Origin of the sequence: Actinomadura sp. KC345 (assembly GCF_004348515.1) — a bacterium.
GTDB lineage: Bacteria > Actinomycetota > Actinomycetes > Streptosporangiales > Streptosporangiaceae > Spirillospora.
Genome location: NZ_SMKH01000043.1, coordinates 1 through 19,704, shown reverse-complemented (window position 1 = coordinate 19,704; position 19,704 = coordinate 1). Strand labels below are relative to the sequence as shown.

Sequence of the window (19,704 nt, the reverse complement as noted above, 5' to 3'; positions counted from 1 at the left end):
AGGCCGCTGGCCTCCGGCGGGCCGATCACACGCCCCTACCGACCCCGTTCGCTTCAGAGGCACCGACCCGGAAGGTATGCCGCATGCAGGCCCACGAAGTCGCCTTCTTCAAGCTCATCGAGGGTGAGAAGCAGTTCCAGATCCCGCTCTACCAGCGGACCTACAGCTGGGGACACCGGGAATGGACGCGGTTGTGGGCCGACGTGCTCGAACACGCGGAGGTCATCGCGGCCGGAGAGGACCGCACACCGCACTTCATCGGCTCGGTCGTCCTGGCGCCGGGCGTGATGTCGGCCGGCGACATCCAGCGGTGGCTGGTCGTCGACGGGCAGCAACGCCTGACGACACTGATGCTCGCGAGCTGCGCCCTGCGCGACAGGTTCCGCGAGATCGCGCCCCGGGAGGCCGACCGGGTCCACAAGCAGTACCTCGTCAACGAATACCGCGAGGGCCTCGACCATTTCCGGCTCCTGCCGACCCAGGCCGACCGGGAGTCGTTCACCGCCTGCATGGAGAGCGGGGTGACGGCCGGGGGAAGCGACGGCATCGGCGCCGCGTACCGGTTCTTCAAGCAGGCCCTGATCGACTCCGACCCGGAGGGGGACATGGCGGCGCTCAAGCGGCTGGAGACCGTCATCCGCGGCCGGCTGTCCGTCGTGGAGATCACGGCCGAGCACGGCGACAACGTCTACCGCATCTTCGAGTCGCTGAACAACACCGGCGTCAAGCTCAGCCAGACCGATCTGCTGCGCAATTACGTCTTCATGCTGCTGCCGACGATCGGCGAACGCGTCTACACCAAGATCTGGCTGCCCATGCAGGAGGAGTTGGGCGCCGGGAACCTTGAACTGCTCGCCTGGCTCGACCTGGTGATCCGCGGCGACTACCGCGCCAAGCAGAGCGAGGTCTACCGCGCGCAGCAGCGCCGCCTCGGCGAGATCGTCGAGCGTGGCGGCGAGCCGGCCCTCGAAGGGGAGATCGCCGAGCTGTACCGGCGCGGCCGGCTGCTCATGCGGGTGGTCGACCCCGCCCGGGAGGCGGACGCGCACCTCCGCGCGGTCCTGGCGCGCCTGCAGGAGTGGGGCGGGCAGATCACCTTCCCCATCGCCCTGCACCTGCTCGACCTGCTCGACCACGAGCGGGCCACGGCGGCCGAGGTCACCCGCGGGCTGTCGTACGTCGAGAGCTTCCTGGTGCGCCGGATGATCGCCGGGATCCCGACGAACAACCTCAACCGGATCCTCAACAGCGCCCCGAAGGAGCTGGAGACGGACCGGCCGATCGACGAGGCCGTGCACCGCTACCTGTCAGGGAAGCGCCGCTACTGGCCGTCCGACGAGCAGCTGCGGAGCGCCATAAGGACGCGGCCGTTCTACTGGTCCGGCCGTCCGAACCAGCGTTTCTACGTACTGAAGCGCCTGGAGCAAAGCCACCGGTCGAGCGAACCGGTCGATTTCGCGGCGGCCAGGCTCACGATCGAGCACGTGATGCCGCAGACCGTCACGCAGGAATGGATCGACCTCCTGTCCGCCGAAGTGACCGACGAGGACGGCCCCGCCGAACTCCACGCGGAGCTGCTGCACACGCTCGGCAACCTGACGCTGACGGCCGACAACTCCAAGCTCTCCAACAGCCCGTTCCACCGCAAGCAGGAGATCCTCGACGCCAGCGCGCTGCGCATGAACCGCGAGATCGCCGAGGCGCCGGGCTGGGGCAAGGCGCAGATCCTGGAACGCGCGGAGAGCCTGACCGGGCGCTGCGTGTCCCTGTGGCCGGCGCCGCTGCCGGGCGCGTCCGATCTTGAGGACGAGCGCCGCACGTGGGTCCTGCTCCGTCGCCTGCTCGCCGAACTCCCGACCGGCTCCTGGACGAGTTTCGGCGATCTGGCCGCGGTCATCGGCTCGACCCCCGCCGGCGTCGGAGCCTACATGGCCTCCCGTCCCGGCCTGGAGCACGCCCACCGCGTCCTCACCTCCGAGGGGACGGTCTCCCCGTCGTTCAGCTGGCCCGACGGCCGCGCCGGAACGCCCCGCGACGCGCTCGAAGCGGAGGGCGTGACCTTCTCCGGGGGCGGTGGCGCCGATCCCACCCAGCGGCTCACCGCGAAGGACCTCGCCAGGCTCATCGGCATGGACGCGCCCGATGACCCCGACGACGACCGGGACGGGGACCGCTTCGCGGACGAACTGTCCCTCCTCGGCGGCGACGTCTCCGACGCCGTCGGCCAGGCCCTGCGGCACTGGACCGGCCGGAACGGCGATCTCGGCTTCGGCACGGCGGAGACGAGCTGCATCCCCTGGCTCGACCGCCCCGACGCCCGCGGCTGGATCTGGCCCGTCGTCTTCTACCCGCGCAGCGCGAAGATCGAGGTGGTCTTCCAGCACCTCGCGAGACGCCCGCCGTTCGACGACGACGCCCTGCGCGAGGAGTTCCGCCGCCGCCTCAATCTCATCGGCGGCGTGGACATCTCCAGGGACCGCATCTCCAAGCGTCCCAGCATCCCCATCACCGTGCTGTCCGGTGGCGGCCTCAAGCCGTTCCTGGAAGCCCTCGACTGGTTCATGGACCAGGTAGGCACCGCCGTCCCGCGAGAGGAGGAGACAGCGGGCACCGGAAAGGCAGGCGCGGATCTCGCCGACGAGTTCCACAGCGCGATGCTGCTCCTGTACGCCCGTACCAAGACCGAGGCCGAATACAACGCCTCCGCGTTCCTGGTCATGGTCACCGAGCACGGCGGCGTCGGCGCCGCCAAGCGCCTCCTGGCCTCCCCGCACATCTCGGACGGCTTCACCGCCCTTCACGAACGCGACCGCCTCGACCTCACCGTGGAGACTCACGTCCTCGACCCGCGCTTCATGCCGCTGTTCACCGAAGACGAGCGGGACAGGGCCCACCACCGGCTGGCCGAGGCCGGCTACCGCCCCTGAGGACGGTCGCCGGACCGTTACCGCTTGGACGCGGTGCGGCTTCGGGGCAGCTTCGTCTTGATGTGGTGCCACGCGGTGCGGGCGTAGCCGTTCAGGCGGACGCTGACGCGGCGGGCCGTGGGGAACTCGGTGCCGAGCAGCCCGACACCGGCGAGGATCGCGACGATCCCGGGGCCGGGCAGCACCAGCATCGCGACGCCGGCCACGATCAGGCCGGTCCCGGCGATCGTGACCGCGATCTTCCGCAGCATCCGGACGGGGGCCGGGCGCGCCGGCGCGGGCGCCGTCTCCGCGTCCGACTCGGCTCGCTCCGTCGCGGTCATGGTCACATCGCCCCCCGGGGTCGTTCGGCTTCTCCCCTTTGGGACGACTCGGAACGGCCCCGAAGATCCCGATCGGGCCCCGGTGTGGCCAGCGCCACACCGATCGGGGGCGGCTAGCATTTCGGCAATGAAGATCCGGTTTGCCGCGCCCCGGCCGCGCGGGCGCCCCGGGACGCTGGTTCACCGGATGGTCGCACGGCTGTGGAAACGGCTCGGCGGGCGTGCGCAATGGCGGCTCGCCCGGCTGCGGCACCAGACGTTCCTGGTGTACGCGGGCGGGATCGTCCGCGACGATCAGGGCCGCGTCCTGCTGCTGCGGCACCGCCTCTGGCCCGCCTACCGCGCGTGGGGCCTGCCCGGCGGCTACGTCAACGCCGGCGAGCGGCTGGAGGACGGCGTCGCCCGCGAGATCCGCGAGGAGACGTCCCTGGAAGTGGAGGTCACCGGGCGCCCCCTCGGCGTCGCCAGCGGTTTCCGGCACCGGGTGGAGGCGTACTACGAGGCCCAGGTGACGGGCGGGCGGCTCGAACTCGACACCGCCGAGATCCTGGAGGCCCGCTGGTACGCGTTCGACGACCTGCCGAACGAGATGTCCCCCCGCCTCCGGAACCTGATCACGTCGCTGTCGGGCTGACCCTAGCGCGGTGCGGCCCCCTTGACCTCGACCATGCTTGAGATCCCATGCTGGAGCCGTGATCCTCACTGACGACGAACGCGAGTACCTTGCCACCCAGCGCCTCGGCCGCCTGGCCACCGTCGACGCGAAGGGCGAGCCCCAGAACAATCCCGTCGGTTTCACCTACAACACCGAGACCGGCACCATCGACATCCGCGGCTGGCGGCTCGCAAGGACCCGCAAGTACCGCAACCTCAGCGACAACGACCGGGTCGCCTTCGTCGTCGACGACCTGGCCTCGGTCACGCCGTGGCGCGTCCGCGGCATAGAGATCCGCGGACGCGCCGAGACCGTCGTCGAGGCTGCCCGCGGAACGCCGCCACCAGCGGCGACCTGATCCGCATCCATCCGCACCGGATCTTCAGCTGGGGTCTCGATCCGGACACCCAGGGGATGACCAAGCGCACCGTCCGATAGCGGGCGGGCCTCGGCGCGGCGCAATGCGCCTCCGGTGCGCCGCCCGGATCTCGGCGAGGGCGTGACGATCCCGGCCGCGCCCCCTCGAACCTGAATTTTCTGACTTTTCTGTTATCGCCCGTCCTGTCGGGGGTCTGCACCGTATCCACAGGCACCCGACGAGAGGACGTGGCATCACCATGAGCACCCCCCATCCCCCCAGGAGCGGAGGACCGGGCCCGAGGCGGCGGCAGCGGACGGTGTCCGGGCGCGCGGCGGCGTGGACGGCCGCGGGCGCGGCGGGGCTGCTGGTGATCGGCGGGGTCGCCGGTACGGCGAGCGGCGCCTTCGGCGGCGGCTCCGGCGCCGCACCGGCCGCGGGCGACTCCTCGGCCTCCCCCGCCGCGTCGCCCCCGGCCGTCCCGGACGCCGCGGAGCCGTCGCCCACCGCGACCGCGACTCCCACGCGCACACGCAAGGCGCCCCGGAAGACCGCGAAGCCGCGCACGCGGGCGCCGCGCACGACCCGTCGGGCCAGGCCCAGGCCCGCCCGGACGAAGGCTCCGGCCGCGGGGGGTGGCACCGCCGCGAAGGTCATCGCGCTGGTGAACAAGGAACGCGCCAAGCGGGGATGCCGCGCCGTGACCTCCGACGCCGAGCTGGCGAAGGCGGCGCAGGGCCACTCGGCCGACATGGCGCGGCGGGGCTTCTTCAGCCACACCAGCCCGGACGGCAGGGACCCCGGCGCCCGGATCACCGCCACCGGGTACCGCTGGTCCACCTACGGCGAGAACATCGCCAAGGGGCAGCCGACGCCCGCGAGCGTGATGAACTCCTGGATGAACAGCCCCGGCCACCGGAAGAACATCCTGAACTGCGGCTTCGCCGAGATCGGCATCGGCGTGGTGACGTCGGGCGGCCCCGGGCGATGTTCTCCGCCCACGCGCTCCAGCGGAACCCGGCGGCGGTGATGCGGTCCCCCGGGTCGCCGCCGCGGGAGCCCCGGTGGTCGAGGGTGCGCCGCGCGGCCATGTCCGCGGAGTGGCGCCGCGCCGCCCGGTGCAGGGCCGGTGAGACGCGCAGCGGCCGGCACCCGGCCCTGGCCCGCTCGGCGTTGACCAGCCGGACGACCCGCTGCTCGACGGTGGGCGCGGGTGCACGGTCCGGCCGCTCGACCCGGTCCTCGCCCCGCGGATCGGGCGGCGGCGGGGCGTCCCTCGGCGGCGGCGTCCGCTGGACGGGCGCCGCGGGTTCGCGGACGGGAGGCGCCGCGTCCGGCGGCGCGTCCCGCACACCCCAGAAGACCGCGGCGGCGGCCACACCCACCGCGGCCGTCCCGCCACCCAGGGGGTCGCGCCGGACAGCCCGCCCTTACCCCCGGACAGCGCGCCCGCCTTGCCGGCGCCTGCGGACAGCCCGAGCCCCTGCCCCGCGCTCACCGTCGCCTCCGCGCCCGTCAACGCGGCGTGGAGCGGGTGCTCGGCGGGGAACGGCACCATCACCAGACCCGCCAGCAGTCCTTCGGGCGGTGCCAGGTCGCGCTGGCGGGCGGCGCAGGCCCGGCACGTCCGGATGTGCTTGGCGATCCGCTTGCGCCACAGCGGCGACGGCCGTCCGTCCCAGCCGGCGAGCACCGGTTCGAGCGCGTCGCAGCGCCGTCCGCCCACCGCGCGCACGATGCCGCGGCACGTCGTCAGCTGCTTCTTCATCCGCTGCACACGGACGGCCGCGTGCGGGGCGGACAGCCCCAGCCCGTCCGCCAGCTCCCTGCGCGTGAGGTGCCCGGACGCCTCCAGCCACCACAGCCCGAGCAGTTCGCGCTCGTCCGGGTCCAGCCACCGCGTCGCCTCGGCGATCTCCCGGCGCTGCTCCGACAGCTCCAGCCGCAGGACGGCCGCCTCGGCGAAGTCGGCCTCGGCGCCCGCGACCCGGGCCGTGTCCTCCGGATCCAGCGGAGTCCTGCCGCGCTGCGCCCTCCAGCGGTGACGCACCTGGTTCATGGCGATGGAGATGAGCCACGACCGGAACCGCTCCGGCTGCCGCAGCCCGCCCAGCCCGCCGAGCGCCCGCAGCACCGACTCCTGGACGACGTCGTCCACGTCGGCGTGGCCGCCGAGCGCCCAGCCGACCACGTTGTAGAGCAGCGGCAGATGCTCGGCGACGAGCCGCTCGCGGGCGTCCTCGTCCCCCTCCTGAGCCCGCCCGGACGAGCCGGTCCACTTCCGTGCCCACACGCATCGCCGTCCTCCAGAGCCTCACCGCTGATCCTTCTGGAGAGGTCCCAGAACACCACAGATAACAAGAACCCACCCAATTCTCCCGAGAACCGGGTTCTTCGCTCTCGACGCCACCCGGACGACGCGCGCCGCGCAGATCACCGGCCGCACCGCCGCGGGCTTCGTCCGCGGTCACCGCCGCGCTGCCCGCGCCGCCCGGCCCGCGCATCGGGCCGCGGACGTTCGGGGACGTGGCGGCAGCCTGACAGCCGGGTCGTGCTCACGGTTGCGAGGTCCCGGGCGCACACGTGCGAGGTGACCTTCCAATTCCGCATGCCACCATTCCGAAACCGCCATCCCCCTGCTTCGCCTGGATGAGGCGGGATACCGAGCCCGACTGGGCCGCCCATCTCGACCCGGGGCCACGCGTCCACTTGAAGCAAGGGCTGGCGTACCTGTCCCGCTGCAGCCTGGAAGGCGAGTTCCCGACCACCCGGACCGACGGCGTCCAGATATCGGTCCACGTGCAGACCAAGGGCGCCCTTCCCGCCCTGCACCTCCCGTTCCCGGTTTTCACCCGAAGCGAATGGCCCCCGAATCCCCCGGGCCAGAGCACCGGGCCACTCGTCACCGATGCGCCCTGACACCCGGCAGAACGGGTAGCTGCCGGGGTCGAGCGCACCGTCCCGCGCGAGGGCACCGCCGCCTTACCTTCGGGACGCCCGCAGGCGCTCCGAGGCCTCGCGCCAGTGGAGATGCGCCAGGTCCTCCCCCAGTCCCACATGCTCGTCGCAAAACCACATCACCCATGGGGGATGGCGGCCCAGCCCTCCCGTTCCCGCTCCCGCGCGAGCGCTTCCTCGTCCGCGTCGAGGGCGAACCTGACGCCTTCGAACAACGAGAACTCATCCTCGTCCTGAGGGACTCGCATGCAGATCACGCACATCGGCGGCATCACGGGGGCTCCTTCACCGGTGGGGCGCGCTACTGGGTGGCCGCGGGACGCCCCTCGCAAAGGGCGGTTTGGACGGCGGCCTCAATTCCATCGCTCTGCGCGTCCGGACCGCCAGGGCCCAGGTTCGCCATGACCGTCGCCTGGCGGCCGGCGGCCGTGGCGCCGCCCGCGGTCTCGAAGCCGGGGAAGTCTCCGGTGTGCCCCCAGTACAGACCTCCGCAGGGCAACGGAGTGCTCTCCAGGCCGAGGCCGTAGGCGCGGCCGTCGGGGGCTCCGGTCGGCCGGGCGGTCATCATCTGCTCGAGCTGGGCCGGGGGTAGCAGCCTGCCGCCGACGAGCGCGCCCAGGAACCGGTTGAGGTCGGTGCCGCTGGAGATCAGCTCACCGGCCGCGCCGCCGACCGAAGGATTGATCACGGTGATGTCGGTGAGGGGCGCGTCCGGCCCTGGCCGTGCGTACCCGTGCGGATGCGGGCCGGGGATCGCCGGGGCGTCCCCTGGTACATGGGTCTCGCGCAGGCGGAGCGGTGCGATGATGCGCCTGCGGATCTCCTGGCCGTAGGTGCGGCCGGTCACCTCTTCGATGAGCATGCCGGCCAGCAGGTAGCCGGTGTTGGAATAGCGCCAGCCGGTCCCGGGCTCGAAGGTCGGCGGGTGGGCCAGCGCGATGTCCAGCAGGTCGCGGACGTCGTGGTGGGCCAGCGGGTCCTTGAGGGTCTCCTGGGGGTCGAGATAGGCGAGGAAGTCGGGCAGGCCGCTGGTGTGCTGAAGCAGCTGGCGGACGGTGATCAGCCGCCCGTCGTTGCCGTGTCCGCGGATGACGCCCGGCAGATAGCGCTCCACCGGAGCGTCCAGGCCGACGCGGCGTTCCGCCACCAGTTGGAGCACGACCGTCGCCACGAAAGGCTTGGTCATGCTGCCGATCCGGAACCTGCTGTCGCGGTGCACCGGCGTGGGGCGCCGCACGTCCGCGACGCCGCTGGTCAGCACCGTCGCGCCGCGCCGGTTCCGTACCTCGGCGAGCGCTCCGGGCGCGCCGTCCGCCGTGGTCAGCCGCCTCAGAAGTTCGCGCAGGCGAGCGTGCCCGGCGGTGTCGGCGGCCCCGGCGACGGTGACCGTGGCGGCGGCGTCGCGCCGCGGTACGTCGTCGATCGCGAGCGCTCCCAGGGTGAGACCGGCCGCCACGGTCAGAGTGAGTGCGCCGCCCACCGCACGCCGTCGCTGGATCACGCGTGCTCCCTTCGATCGTCGAGAGCCGTCACGCTAGAGACCGCGGGATTCATCGCGCATCGCTCGCGAGAGCCACCAACGGCGTCGTACCAAAGGGGGGCCCGGCACCGAGCCGACGGCACCGGCGCGGCACGCCGATCTCACGAGCGCGGCCGTACCGGGTCGGTCACAACACCGCGGTGGCCTATGGCCGGCGGCCGCGCTGGCGGACGGCCTCGTACAGCGCGACCGTGGCGGCGCTGGCGGCGTTGAGCGAACTGGCCGCACCGCCGATCGGGATCCGCGCCATCGTGTCGCAGCCCTCCCGCCAGCCCGCGCTCAGCCCGGCGGTCTCGTTGCCGATCACCAGCAGCACCGGACCCGTGAGGTCGACCTCGGCGATGTCGGCGGCGCCGTGCTCGTCGGTGCCGACCACGGTGAGCGGCCGCCCGGCGTCCCGTTCCCGCCGCACCCAGTCCAGCACCTCGCGGTGGGAGCGGACGCGGACCACCGGCACGGCCAGGAGCGATCCGGTGGAGGCGCGCACCGCCTTGGGGTCGTAGGGGTCGGCGGCGTGCCCGGTGACGATCAGCCCGGCACCGCCGAACGCGTCCAGCGAACGCACCGTCGTGCCGATGTTGCCGGGTCCGCCCGGCCGGTCGAACACCACGCCCAGCGTCGACGGCCCCACCGGGATCCGCGCCAGGTCATCGTCCGGCAGCGCCACCACGGCCACCAGCTCGACGGCCTCGTCCTCCTTGCCGCTCAGCCGGCTCAGCAGCTCGGGCGCCATCGCCACCCGCTCGGCCCCGGTCCGCTCCAGAATCCCGGCCGCCCACCGCGACGGCGGCCGCTCGGCATCGTGGATCAGCGCCCGCACAGGCCAGCCGCGCTCCACCGCCAGGCTGATCGGCCGCACACCCTGCACCAGGAACTCCCCGGCCCGCTGCCGCTTGTTCCGATTGCGCAGCAGCGCCTCCCACTGCTGGAACCGCGCGTTGGGCCGCGAAATCCGCAGCACACCTCCCACCCAGAACTCCAGTCCTCGCATCCGCCCGGCGAACGCCCCAGTCTTCCACACGACGATCTGGGCCAGTCCTGCCGTTGATGACGCATGCCCGGACGCCGCCCTCGGTGACCGATGAAAGAACCGGCCTCCGTCCAGGGACGGAGGCCGGCGACCTTCAACGCGGACAGGGCCGAGCGGCCCGCCCGCAGCGGCTCGGATCGCGTGCCGGTGCGGTCACGGATCCATGAGGCTCCTCATGTGGCTGTACAGGTCGAGCCCGCGCAGCCCCCGTCGATGAGCGTCGATCACCGCATCGGGGTCCACGCGGTTCTCCTGCGCCTCCGCGCAGCAGTAGAGGTCGGCGTCGCGGAGGCCCCGGTCGTGCGCCTCGAGCAGCTTGGCGATGCCGAGGCCGCTCGTGAGCGCGAACCGGATGGTCTCCGGGTGGACCTCCTTGCCGTGCAGGACGAGGAGCTGGTCGGGCGCCGCGCCGCGCTCCAGCAGGTCGATGTAGCCGGACCCGCCGATGCCCCAGGCGAAGGCCGGGTTCTTGGCGATCTTCTTGGCGTGCGCCTCCATGATCTGCTCATGGGTGGCCTTCGCCTTCAGCGCCCTGACGTACAGCCAGGGCAGGATGCCTGCGGCCACGGCGGCGTGGATGTTCTCGTCGGAAGCGCCGGCCTCCAACGCGTGAACGTAGTCGTCCAGACTGATGTTCGCGGCCTCAGCGGCACGAAGGCCGCCGATGGTGGCGCATTGCCGCTGTGCCCGGTCGAGCAACTCCTGGCGACGTTCCCATCCCCCGAGGAAGCGCTTGTAGACGTCTTCCACTGGAAGCTCCTTTCGAGGCTTTGGTTTGTAGGTGCACCTCTGACCGTCCGCCACCGCAGGAGATCTGCAGTACGGTGCCCGCGCTCGTTCAGTCCGGCGGGGCCGCAAGCCTGCGGAACGCCCCGGGAGCGCTCAGGGCGGCGGACGCGCGACCCCGGACGGGCATCGCGCGTCGTCCCGAGGGCACGGCGGTGGGACGGGCCGGCACCCGGTCGCGGGAGTGGTCAGCGCCCGGTCGCGCCGTCGATCAGTTCGCGGAGGATGTCCGCGTGGCCGGCGTGGCGGCCGGTCTCCTCGATCATGTGGGTGAGTGCCCAGCGGACGCTGGGGGCGGGTCTGCGCGGTCGTGGGCGGGGCACCGGTGCGCCGAGGTCGGCGCACCCGTCCAGCACGTCGTTCGCGCGCTCGACCGTCTCGCGGTAACGCGCGACGACGTCGGCCACGCCGTCGGCCGGTGCGGCGTGGAACGTCGCCTGCCAGTCGGTGACCTCGTCCCCGAGGAACGTGCTGCGCTCGACGTGGGTGAGGTGATTGAGCAGCCCGAGCAGGTTCGTGCCGGACGGCACCGCCGCCGTCCGGACCTGCGGTTCGGGTGCGCCGTCGACCTTCGCGGCGATCGAGGTCCGCAGGTGGTCCAGGAAGCCGCGCAGGACCTCGGTCTCGCTGCCCCCGGTCCGGGGCGGCGGGGTGTCGCGGCGGCGGCCGGCGGTGGGCATGGCGGTCTCCTTCGTCGGGCGGTTCAGGCGATCCGGCATACCGGACACGGTCGGCGACCTCGCCGGGGTGCTGTCGGTGGAGATGGCCGGACTCTTTCTCACCCACGGTTCGGAGGGTGAGTGGCTGGACGAGATGTCCGGCGCGCAGCGGGAGGTCTTCCGGCACCTTGTGAAATCCCTGCAGGGAGGGACGTGCTGAGGATCGACCCGATAATGTGCATTTGTGAGATCCGCGGTTAATTTAAGGTACGGCCCGCCGGACGTGGTCCGGATCGCCGAGGTGGACAAGCCCTCAGTCGGAGACAAGGACGTTCTCGTCAGGGTCCACGCGACGACGGTGAACCGGACGGACTGCGCCTACCGTGCGGCCAAGCCCTTCTTCATGCGGGCTGTCACCGGGCTCGTCCGGCCACGGCGCAAGGTGCTGGGGACCGAGTTCGCGGGAGTCGTGGAGTCGGTGGGCGCCAGCGTCGCGTCCTTCGCCGTGGGTGACAGGGTCTTCGGATACAACGAGGGTGCGTTCGGGACGCATGCCGAGTACCTGTCGATCGCGCAGGACGGCGCGATCGCGACCATGCCGGCGGGCATCTCGTTCGGGGAGGCCGCTCCCGGTACCGAGGGTTCGCACTACGCGCTCGCCTCCATCAGGAAGGCGCAAATCGAAGCCGGGCAGGACGTCCTGGTCTATGGCGCGACCGGCGCCATCGGCTCGGCGGCGGTGCAGTTGTTGAAGCATCTCGGCGCCACGGTGACCGCGGTCTGCGGCACCGCGAACCTTGAAATGGTGCGCGGCCTGGGCGCCGACCGGGTCGTCGACTACACGGCCGAGGACTTCACCGCGGACGAGCAGCGATACGACGTGGTCATCGACGCGGTCGGCAAGACCACGTTCGGGCAGTGCAGGCGGCTGTTGAAACCCCGCGGAATCTACGTGTTCTCGGACTTGGGGCCCTGGTGGCAGAATCCCGTCCTTGCGCTCGTCACGCCGTTGTTCCGCAGGAAGAAGGTTCAGTTGGCGGCCCCCCGGCAGGACGCGGAGATGGTGCGGTACATGCGGGAACTGATCGAGTCGGGTCGGTTCAGACCGGTCATCGACCGGCGGTATCCGCTGGATCAGATCGTCGAGGCCTACCGGTACGCCGAGACGGGCCAGAAGATCGGCAACGTCGTCATCGACGTCGTACCTCCGACCTGACCGCCCCGCCTGACCGGCCCGCCTGACCGGCCCGCCTGACCGCCCGATGCACCGGGATGAGCGCCCCCGGATGCACTACCTCAACGCCGCCGAGAACACCGGGAAGATCAACATCGGCTATCTCGCCCCGCATCTCCCGGTCACGTCGACCGGCCGACCGACCGGCGCGGCGGGATGGGCACCTCTCCGATCACGAGCGGCCGGGCGCCGTGGTCGCGACAACCGTGAGCGGCAGACGAACGTACCCGAATCCGCAAAAGGCAACCCGCCGATCGGCAGAATTCACGCGGCGGATTCAGGCTCAGCGTGAGTTCGAGCCTTTGTCCCAGATAGCGGCACGGCGTCCAACGGCCCGCCCGGTGGTCGGCCACTCCGTCCGCCGGCGCGTTGCGCCGGGCAAGCCCACCCGGGTCTTCTCTGAAATTGTTCCTCAAGTGGCGTGGACACGAGCTGGGACACGTCCTATCCTCCAAACCCGAAAGTGCTTGCACTGAAAGGACCGAACCCGCCGCTCCCCGAGATCCGAAACCCGATGCCAGGTAACGGTGAAGCATCGGTTTCATTATCACGCTGCAATGCACGGCCATCTGTTGACGCCACAGGAAAGGTCCAGTCATGGCGGAGCCTCCGGCCGACGGCATCGAATCCAAAGGCGATCCGTCCAAGGGCGATCCGAACGACTCCATGCCATCGCGTGCGGGGGAAGGCCCGCTCGCCGAGCTCGCCCGCAGACTCGGTCTGCGCACGGACCCCACCATCTTCTTCGTCTCGGCCGGACTGATGATCGTGTTCCTGGTCGTGATGCTTCTGCTCCCCAGCCAGATCAACGACGTCTTCACCGCCGGACGGGACTGGATCGTCACCAACCTGGGCTGGTTCTTCATCCTCGGAGTGACGACGTGGCTGGTCTTCCTGGCATGGGTCGCTCTCAGCCGGTTCGGCAACCTCCGGCTCGGCGGTGACGACGCCCGTCCCGCGTACGGGAACCTCTCCTGGTTCGCGATGCTCTTCGCCGGCGGCATCGGCACCGTGCTGATGTTCTGGGGGGTCGCCGAGCCGATCTCGCACTTCGCCGAACCACCGATGGAGGGGTTGGAGCCGCACTCGGTCGAGGCGTCCCGCGAGGCGATGAACTTCTCGCTCTACCACCTGAGCCTGCACACCTGGGCGATCTTCACCCTGCCCGGCCTCGCGTTCGGCTTCTTCATCTACCGGTACAACCTTCCGATGCGGGTCAGCTCGGTGTTCTACCCGGTGCTGAAGGACCGGATCCACGGCCCGATCGGGAAGACGATCGACATCTTCGCCGTCCTGGGCACCCTGTTCGGCCTCGCGGTCTCGCTGGGCCTGGGGACCTCGCAGGTCTCGGCCGGGCTCGGCGCGCTGACGCCGCTCTCGGACAACGTCGGCACCCGGGTGCTGGTGATCACCGTGCTCACCGTCGTCGCGGTCGGCTCCATCGTGGCCGGCCTCGACAAGGGCGTGAAGCGGCTGTCGAACCTCAACATCCTGATGGCCGTCGGATTGATGATCTTCGTGCTCGTCGCCGGGGGCGAGACCGTCTTCCTGCTCCGGCAGATCTTCGAGAGCACGGGACGGTACCTGGAGAGCCTCGTCGGGCTGTCCCTGTGGAACGACTCGATGGCCGGCTACACCAAGGACGGCGGCTGGGGCTGGCAGGGCGGCTGGACCGTCTTCTACTGGGCCTGGACGGTCACCTGGGCGCCGTTCATGGGCGTGTTCCTCGCGCGCATCTCCAAGGGCCGCACGATCCGGCAGTTCGTGGGGGGCGTCCTGCTCGCCCCGTCGCTGTTCACCGTGGTCTGGTTCGCCATCTTCGGCTGGTCGGCCATGCGGATCGACGGCATCGGCGGCAGCGGCGGGGATCTGACCCGTGAGGTCATCGTCGACGAGCAGATCCCGCTGGCGATGTTCGAGTTCTTCTCGAACTACCCGGCGGTGACCCTGATCCAGGGCATCGCGATCCTGGTGGTGGCGCTGTTCTTCGCGACGTCCTCGGACTCGGCGTCGCTGGTCGTGGACATGCTCTGCGCCGGCGATTCCGACGCCGGCCCGGTGCGGCAGCGCGTCTTCTGGGGGACCTCCGAGGGCGCCTTGGCCGCCTCGCTGATCGTCCTCGGCGGTGACGAGGCCCTGAAGGCCTTGCAGCAGGTCATCACGGTGATCGGGCTCCCGATCTTCCTCCTGTCCTTCCTCATGATGTTCAGCCTCGCCCTGGGACTCAAACAGGAGTCGCACGCCGCGTACGCCGCGCAACTCGCGAAGATGCAGCGTCGGTCCGAGCCGCCGGCCGAGTCGAAGCCGCCTCCCGAGGAGGTGTCCAGCGGCTCCAAGTAGCGATCGACCTGGGGTCGAGCATCGCGGCGTCCGCCGGCAGGCGCCTGGTCCACCGGCCTGAGGGCCGCGGCGAGAGCGGGTCGGGCCGGAGACGAGCGGGCCGCGTTCGCGTCCGCTTCCCGGCCTGCGTGGTCGGCCCGCGATTCCGCCGTCCAAGCCCGATGACTTTCGTCCACGCCGGCGGTCACCACCACTGATCTCCTACTCCAGCGGAAGGACGAGTCCGATGGCCCAGAGCGCGTACGCATCGGTGAACGGCATCGAGCTCTACTACGAGGTGCACGGAGCCGGCCACCCCGGCCCTCCGCTGATCATGCTGCACGGCGGCGTGCACACGTTCCACCTGAGTTTCGACGCGCTTCTGCCGGAGCTGACCGGCGACCGTCAGGTGATCGGCGTCGAGTTGCAGGGGCACGGCCACACCGCCGACCGCGACGGGCCGTTCAGCATCGGGCAGTGCGCGGCCGACGTGCTCGCGCTGCTGGACCACCTGAACATCGACCGGGCCGACTTCTTCGGCTACAGCATGGGCGGCCTGGTCTCGACCGAGGTCGCCACCAGCCACCCCGACCGGGTCGGCCGGGTGGTGCTGGCCGCGTCGCACTTCCACCCGGACGCCTACTACCCGGAGATCACGGCGCCGGAGCAGGACTCGCCCCGGCTGCCGACCGAGGAGGACGGCGCGGCCATGTATCAGGCCTACATCGAGGTGGCGCCCGACCCGGATCACTTCGAGGCGTTCCTGGAGAAGATCCAACCGGCCGCGCACGGCTTCGAACCATGGACGGACGAGCAACTCGCCCGCCTGACCATGCCGATCCTGATGATCATCGGCGACACCGACTTCGTGAGACCCGAGCACGCGGTCGAGATGCACAACCGGCTGCCGGACTCGCAACTGGCCATCCTGCCCGGAACGAAGCACATTGAGGTCACCGCGCGGGCAGATCTGGTGCTGCCGATGGTCAAGGCCTTCCTGCGGCGTTGACGGGGTCAGGTGTCCGGGTCAGATGTTCGGGCCGTAATCGGTGCACTGCGGCCTGAACCCCGGGGTGTCGGGGCCGAGCGCGTTGAGGATGATCTGCGTGACCGGCCCGTCGAACCACAGTCCGGAGTGGCCCACCGGGTCGTCCGGGCAGAGATCCTGCACGAGGATGTTGGTGGAATCGCCGCCGTGCAGGAACGAGTTCGTCAGCGGGGTGACCGTCGTGTCATGCGCGGTCGCGATCGTCACGTACCGCACCCCGGGAACCGTGTCCCCGTCGGCGAACAGCGCGTTCTGGAAGTCGGAACCCTCCTCCTGCTGGGGGTAGGCGGGTGCCCCGACGAAGCGAAACGCGTCGTTGACCAGCCCGAGCACGTTCATCGAGCGGGCGATGTCGACCAGGCCGCCCATGGTGGTGCCGTGGTTGGTCGGGGCGAGGCCGATCATCGTGCGCACCCTGGCCGCGCCGCCCAGACGCTTGACGTAGTAGTTCGGCATCATCCCGCCCTGGGAGTTGCCGATCACATCGACCTGGGCGGCTCCGGTGGCGTCCAGCACCCTCTGGACGAAGGCGCTCATGGTGCGCGCCGACTCCGCCACGTCGCCGAGCCCGTACACGCGGCCGAAGCTGGAGAACGTCTCGCCGTAGTTGAACCCGTAGACGCAGTATCCGGCGTTGGCCAGGATCGGCGCGAGCCTGGCCCCCGAGAAGCCGAGATTCGACGTCGTACCGTGCACCAGGACCACCGGAACGGGGTGCTCGCCGGACGGTTCGCATGTCCAGTCGTTCGCCCCGGCGACAGCGTCCGGGCTGAACAGGAAGTTGCCGACCGCCGTCGTCAGGTCGCCCACGGGATGGGCGGTCTCCGCCACCGCGGGCGCCGCCGAGGCGGTCCCCGCGCAGAGCGCCGTGCATGCCGCCGTGACGGCAGCGGCGAAGCCGCGCCGGAATCGGTGTCCTCTCATATGAACAGAGATATCTGTTTAAGAACCTTCCGACCATGCAGCCGACTGACAACGAACCCGGCCGGTTTCGTAGATCGTGCCAAAAGTCGAGGCCGTGTGGGAGTAGAACGGGCCGTTGCTCCAGGTGTGCGTGCCGCCGGGTCAGGGACCACGGCCGCGGCCCTTGCCGGTTCGTCGGCCGGCGCCGGTCATGTGTCGGTGCGAAGCTCGGCTACCGCCTTCATTGCGTTTGTGGCCGGCCTGGGGAGAAATGCAGGCACGGTCTAGATGATCCAGACGTAGTGGGACGAACGAGGGCTCGGTCTCTGCGATCAGTGCTCGACTGCGCAGTAGAACTGCACCTCGTCCAGGGCGCTGGTTCCGCCTGGCAGCGAGGTGGGGCCGAACTGCTCCGCCGCGTCGGGACAGTCGCCGCCCTTGTAGCGCTCGTCCGTCGAGATCTTGACGATGCGGTAGGTCGAGCCGCGCTCACTTCCCTTGCACGGGAGCTCGGCGCCCATGAGCCGCAGGCACGCACGTATGTCCACCAGCAGGTCGGTGTCATCTATGCAGTCGCTGCCGCGCAAATCGGGCACCGTGTCGTCCAGATAGCGCGACAGCACCTTGGCCACTGCCCGCCGGTCGTCACAGGCGACCTCGGGATAGGCCGTCTCGGTGCCCTTCTTCTCCGCGTACGAGTCATCCCGGTCGAGGTAAAGGTCGCCGATGACCGGCGATTCGGTGGCCGGTTCCGTGTTGGGGCTGCTCGCCGGCTGGGAGATGTCGGCGCGCGGTTCGGGGTCCCCGCCACCGCAGCCGGCCGCCAGCATCAGGCAGAGCGCCACCGGCACAGCCCATCGACGACTCATGGCAGGCCCCCGGCGTGGAGTGAAGATCGACAAGACCATTCTGGACTTTTCGGGCGTCGGGCGGAAGTGTCCGGTGCACCATCACCTCTAGAGCAGACCTTCACCCCCGCGACCGGCCGCTTCGCCTTGACCGGCCTGTATGACTCCATGATCCTCCTGACGCGCGAACGGTTGTCGCGCGGCCACGCTGGCCCTGCTGCTGCAACGCCTTGAACCTGCCGCGCGAATCGTCGGCGTCGACCCCGCCCCCGACACGCTGGCGATAGCGGGGCGCAAGGCCGGCCGGTCCCCGCCGACGGTCCGTCGCCGGAGTGGCGGTCCGGAATGGGGCGATGCGCTGGTGGAGGTTCTGGGTGAATCCTCAGTGGACACCGTCGTGTCGAGCCTCGTCCTCCATCAGTGCCCGGTCGCGATGAAGCGGGCGATCCTCGCGTCGATACACGCGGTCCTACGGCCCGGCGGCAAGCTGGTGATCGCCGACTTCGGGCTCCAGCGCACCAGGCTCATGCGGCTGGCGTTCCGGATCGTCCAGCTGGCGGACGGGAAGGAGGACACCCAGCCCAACGCCGACGGCGTCCTGCCCAAGCTGATGTCGAAGGCGGGATTCGCCGACGTGCGCGAGGCCGAGGTCGTGTCAACGCTGAGCGGATCGATCTCCATCTACCTTGCGCGTCGCCGACGAGCGCAACACCGGCAGCACTGTTGATGGCGTGACGCCCATCATCTGGCGCATCTCCCGGCTGAGATGGGCCTGGTCGGCGAACCGGCCGTGATCGCCGCCTGGGCCGGCGGCTTGCCATCGCGCAGCGCCTGGGCTGCAGCGGCCAGACGCCGCCACAGGCGAAGGCGCGCGAGCGGCATGCCCAACTGACCGCGCGCCAGGCTCCGCAGGCGCTGCGGCGACAGCCCGCCTGGGCCGCGATATCGGGCATCGTCTACCCCGCCAGCAGGGTCATCGCCTCCAGCAGACGCGGATCGAGCCCGCTTGCCGGGAGCGCAGAAGTGGGCCGGACGTCGTCCTCACCCAGGTCCCGCAACTCCGGCGCCGCGGTGATGCCGTCCCCGCAGCGCTCGCGCAGCCGTTCCGCGAACGCGCAGTGCGGCTCAATGAAGAACGTGCGCGCTGCCGTCACAACCATGCGATGGCGCACCGTCGGGGCACGATCAGCGCCGCAGCCCGGTGCTCCATTCCGGCGGCATCCACCATCGTCGCCCCCGAGGCGACCTGGAAGGCCGCATGCCAATGCAGGGCATTGTCCGTCAACAAACCTGCGTAGAACGCATAGCCGTCACCGATCCTGAAACAGGGCTCCACAGCCTCAATCCTGTCCGACCCACACCTCGGCCCGACCTCGGCCCGCGTCGCGAGGTCGTTTCCGTCACAACCGATGCGATCAGGGAGGCCGTGGTGGCCGAGGACGCCAAGCCAGCAGTCGACTCTGTCGCACCCGTGAGGATGGTGGCACGGGTCGCCCATCACCCCGGTCGGGCACAGGCTCCCAGTCAGGCCGACTATTGCCGTCGGACGGCTACACATCGCTAGATCGGCACATTCGTGTATAAAGCCTGACAAACGAGACCTGGCCGTATCTATTGAATAACAAGTGATCGAACCGTTGAAGGGCTTGTATTCAGCGCAATAGGGAGACGAAGTCATGCCGAAACCGCCGCGACACGATGTAGGACGCGGGTAGCGCGCCGGACGGTCCATTTCGGCACGTGCAAAGTTCGGGAGTGCGCGATTACATGGTGCCGGTGTGGCTCCGGCGTCAGCCCCGCGCGTCAAGGCACACACCCCGTGCGAGCCGTCCGACCGATGCCCTGAGGGGCGGTTCGCCTCCCCCAGGGAAAGGGCCGCGGGCGTGGGCGTTGAAGACACCACCAAGACCGACACACGCACGGAGACGTCCGACAATCCCGCCTCCCAAGAGCGCCCCAACACCCCGCCGCCCGACAACCCCGGCTCGCCCGGCCAGCCGTCCCGTCTGGAAAGCCTCCGTCGCGCCCGCGAACAGCAAGAAGGCAGAGCGCAGCAGACCCAGGACAAGGACGCTGGCACCAACCCCGCCGACGAACGCGACGACAAGACCACTAC

General features: G+C 70.4%; 22 protein-coding genes and 2 pseudogenes. 13 read left to right on the top strand and 11 right to left on the bottom strand.

Translation table 11 applies throughout. The annotated features are described in order from the left end of the window. Nucleotides 1-83: 83 nt before the first annotated feature. Entirely contained in the window at nucleotides 84-2,927 is a 2,844-nt protein-coding gene (locus E1281_RS10190; protein ID WP_131877033.1) for a DUF262 domain-containing protein, read from the top strand. 17 nt (nucleotides 2,928-2,944) lie between these two features. Here the strand turns inward: E1281_RS10190 and E1281_RS10185 are convergent, their stop codons facing one another. Beyond that, a complete protein-coding gene (locus E1281_RS10185) occupies nucleotides 2,945-3,250 on the bottom strand; it encodes a PGPGW domain-containing protein (protein ID WP_131877032.1) in 306 nt (101 codons plus the stop codon). 127 nt (nucleotides 3,251-3,377) lie between these two features. Here E1281_RS10185 and E1281_RS10180 point away from each other — a divergent pair, with 127 nt between their 5' ends. The 3 genes from E1281_RS10180 to E1281_RS10170 all read left to right on the top strand — a co-directional run bounded on the left by E1281_RS10180 (nucleotide 3,378) and on the right by E1281_RS10170 (nucleotide 5,293). Continuing rightward, the gene (locus tag E1281_RS10180) at nucleotides 3,378-3,884 is read left to right on the top strand and encodes an NUDIX domain-containing protein (RefSeq protein WP_131877031.1); all 507 of its coding nucleotides are present in this window, start codon (nucleotides 3,378-3,380) and stop codon (nucleotides 3,882-3,884) included. Nucleotides 3,885-3,942: 58 nt separating this feature from the next. Then, complete coding sequence (locus tag E1281_RS10175; RefSeq protein ID WP_243716788.1) at nucleotides 3,943-4,263, top strand: PPOX class F420-dependent oxidoreductase; 321 nt, start codon at nucleotides 3,943-3,945, stop codon at nucleotides 4,261-4,263. Nucleotides 4,264-4,522: 259 nt separating this feature from the next. Further along, entirely contained in the window at nucleotides 4,523-5,293 is a 771-nt protein-coding gene (locus tag E1281_RS10170; RefSeq protein WP_131877030.1) for a CAP domain-containing protein, read from the top strand. A 10-nt stretch (nucleotides 5,294-5,303) separates the two neighbouring features. On the opposite strand, the pseudogene E1281_RS41795 reads toward E1281_RS10170, so the two are convergent. Beyond that, nucleotides 5,304-5,615, bottom strand: a pseudogene (locus E1281_RS41795) (CAP domain-containing protein); the annotation flags it as partial. A gap of 102 nt (nucleotides 5,616-5,717) precedes the next feature. Here E1281_RS41795 and E1281_RS41790 point away from each other — a divergent pair. The 3 genes from E1281_RS41790 (at nucleotide 5,718) to E1281_RS10155 (ending at nucleotide 7,182) form a co-directional block, all read left to right on the top strand. Further along, nucleotides 5,718-6,308 (top strand): hypothetical protein, encoded by a 591-nt coding sequence (locus E1281_RS41790; protein WP_243716787.1) that lies wholly within the window; start codon nucleotides 5,718-5,720, stop codon nucleotides 6,306-6,308. A 12-nt stretch (nucleotides 6,309-6,320) separates the two neighbouring features. Next, entirely contained in the window at nucleotides 6,321-6,461 is a 141-nt protein-coding gene (locus E1281_RS41785; protein WP_243716785.1) for a hypothetical protein, read from the top strand. Nucleotides 6,462-6,912: 451 nt separating this feature from the next. Continuing rightward, nucleotides 6,913-7,182 (top strand): hypothetical protein, encoded by a 270-nt coding sequence (locus tag E1281_RS10155; protein ID WP_131877029.1) that lies wholly within the window; start codon nucleotides 6,913-6,915, stop codon nucleotides 7,180-7,182. Between the two features lie 158 nt (nucleotides 7,183-7,340). Here E1281_RS10155 and E1281_RS40135 read toward each other — a convergent pair whose 3' ends face one another. The 5 genes from E1281_RS40135 to E1281_RS10135 all read right to left on the bottom strand — a co-directional run bounded on the left by E1281_RS40135 (nucleotide 7,341) and on the right by E1281_RS10135 (nucleotide 11,257). Next, nucleotides 7,341-7,496 carry a hypothetical protein gene (locus tag E1281_RS40135; RefSeq protein ID WP_165958857.1) on the bottom strand — a complete coding sequence of 52 codons (156 nt, stop codon included), beginning with the start codon at nucleotides 7,494-7,496 and terminating at the stop codon, nucleotides 7,341-7,343. Nucleotides 7,497-7,522: 26 nt separating this feature from the next. Continuing rightward, on the bottom strand, nucleotides 7,523-8,722 hold the full coding sequence (locus tag E1281_RS10150; RefSeq protein ID WP_131877028.1) for a serine hydrolase domain-containing protein: 1,200 nt from the start codon (nucleotides 8,720-8,722) through the stop codon (nucleotides 7,523-7,525). Nucleotides 8,723-8,906: 184 nt separating this feature from the next. After that, nucleotides 8,907-9,782 (bottom strand): TrmH family RNA methyltransferase, encoded by an 876-nt coding sequence (locus E1281_RS10145; RefSeq protein WP_243716784.1) that lies wholly within the window; start codon nucleotides 9,780-9,782, stop codon nucleotides 8,907-8,909. Nucleotides 9,783-9,944: 162 nt separating this feature from the next. Then, complete coding sequence (locus tag E1281_RS10140) at nucleotides 9,945-10,541, bottom strand: hypothetical protein (RefSeq protein WP_131877027.1); 597 nt, start codon at nucleotides 10,539-10,541, stop codon at nucleotides 9,945-9,947. A gap of 224 nt (nucleotides 10,542-10,765) precedes the next feature. After that, nucleotides 10,766-11,257 carry a DinB family protein gene (locus tag E1281_RS10135; RefSeq protein ID WP_131877026.1) on the bottom strand — a complete coding sequence of 164 codons (492 nt, stop codon included), beginning with the start codon at nucleotides 11,255-11,257 and terminating at the stop codon, nucleotides 10,766-10,768. Between E1281_RS10135 and E1281_RS10130 the strand changes: the two genes are divergently transcribed. From E1281_RS10130 to E1281_RS10115, 4 genes are all read left to right on the top strand, one after another. Continuing rightward, the gene (locus tag E1281_RS10130; protein ID WP_131877025.1) at nucleotides 11,256-11,456 is read left to right on the top strand and encodes a hypothetical protein; all 201 of its coding nucleotides are present in this window, start codon (nucleotides 11,256-11,258) and stop codon (nucleotides 11,454-11,456) included. The genes E1281_RS10135 and E1281_RS10130 overlap by 2 nt on opposite strands. Before the next feature lie 24 nt (nucleotides 11,457-11,480). Further along, nucleotides 11,481-12,452, top strand: a complete 972-nt coding sequence (locus E1281_RS10125; protein WP_131877024.1) for an NAD(P)-dependent alcohol dehydrogenase — start codon at nucleotides 11,481-11,483, stop codon at nucleotides 12,450-12,452. Nucleotides 12,453-13,067: 615 nt separating this feature from the next. Further along, nucleotides 13,068-14,810, top strand: coding sequence for a BCCT family transporter (locus E1281_RS10120; protein ID WP_243716782.1), 1,743 nt, complete (start codon nucleotides 13,068-13,070; stop codon nucleotides 14,808-14,810). A 226-nt stretch (nucleotides 14,811-15,036) separates the two neighbouring features. Continuing rightward, nucleotides 15,037-15,798: an alpha/beta fold hydrolase gene (locus tag E1281_RS10115; RefSeq protein WP_131877023.1), complete on the top strand. Its 762-nt coding sequence runs from the start codon at nucleotides 15,037-15,039 to the stop codon at nucleotides 15,796-15,798. Between the two features lie 18 nt (nucleotides 15,799-15,816). Here E1281_RS10115 and E1281_RS10110 read toward each other — a convergent pair whose 3' ends face one another. Both E1281_RS10110 and E1281_RS10105 read right to left on the bottom strand, forming a co-directional pair. Then, complete coding sequence (locus tag E1281_RS10110; protein ID WP_131877022.1) at nucleotides 15,817-16,761, bottom strand: alpha/beta fold hydrolase; 945 nt, start codon at nucleotides 16,759-16,761, stop codon at nucleotides 15,817-15,819. 311 nt (nucleotides 16,762-17,072) lie between these two features. Next, a complete protein-coding gene (locus tag E1281_RS10105; protein ID WP_131877021.1) occupies nucleotides 17,073-17,585 on the bottom strand; it encodes a hypothetical protein in 513 nt (170 codons plus the stop codon). Between the two features lie 205 nt (nucleotides 17,586-17,790). On the opposite strand from E1281_RS10105, the pseudogene E1281_RS10100 reads away from it, so the two are divergent. Continuing rightward, nucleotides 17,791-18,315 (top strand): annotated as a pseudogene (locus tag E1281_RS10100) (class I SAM-dependent methyltransferase); the annotation flags it as partial. A gap of 229 nt (nucleotides 18,316-18,544) precedes the next feature. On the opposite strand, the gene E1281_RS41165 reads toward E1281_RS10100, so the two are convergent. Further along, nucleotides 18,545-18,742, bottom strand: a complete 198-nt coding sequence (locus E1281_RS41165; RefSeq protein ID WP_207943207.1) for a hypothetical protein — start codon at nucleotides 18,740-18,742, stop codon at nucleotides 18,545-18,547. Further along, complete coding sequence (locus E1281_RS41160; protein WP_207943206.1) at nucleotides 18,739-18,924, bottom strand: hypothetical protein; 186 nt, start codon at nucleotides 18,922-18,924, stop codon at nucleotides 18,739-18,741. The genes E1281_RS41165 and E1281_RS41160 overlap by 4 nt, the downstream gene beginning before the upstream one ends. A gap of 547 nt (nucleotides 18,925-19,471) precedes the next feature. On the opposite strand from E1281_RS41160, the gene E1281_RS10090 reads away from it, so the two are divergent. Further along, a partial coding sequence (locus tag E1281_RS10090; protein ID WP_131877020.1) for a hypothetical protein occupies nucleotides 19,472-19,704 on the top strand: 233 nt, incomplete at its 3' end.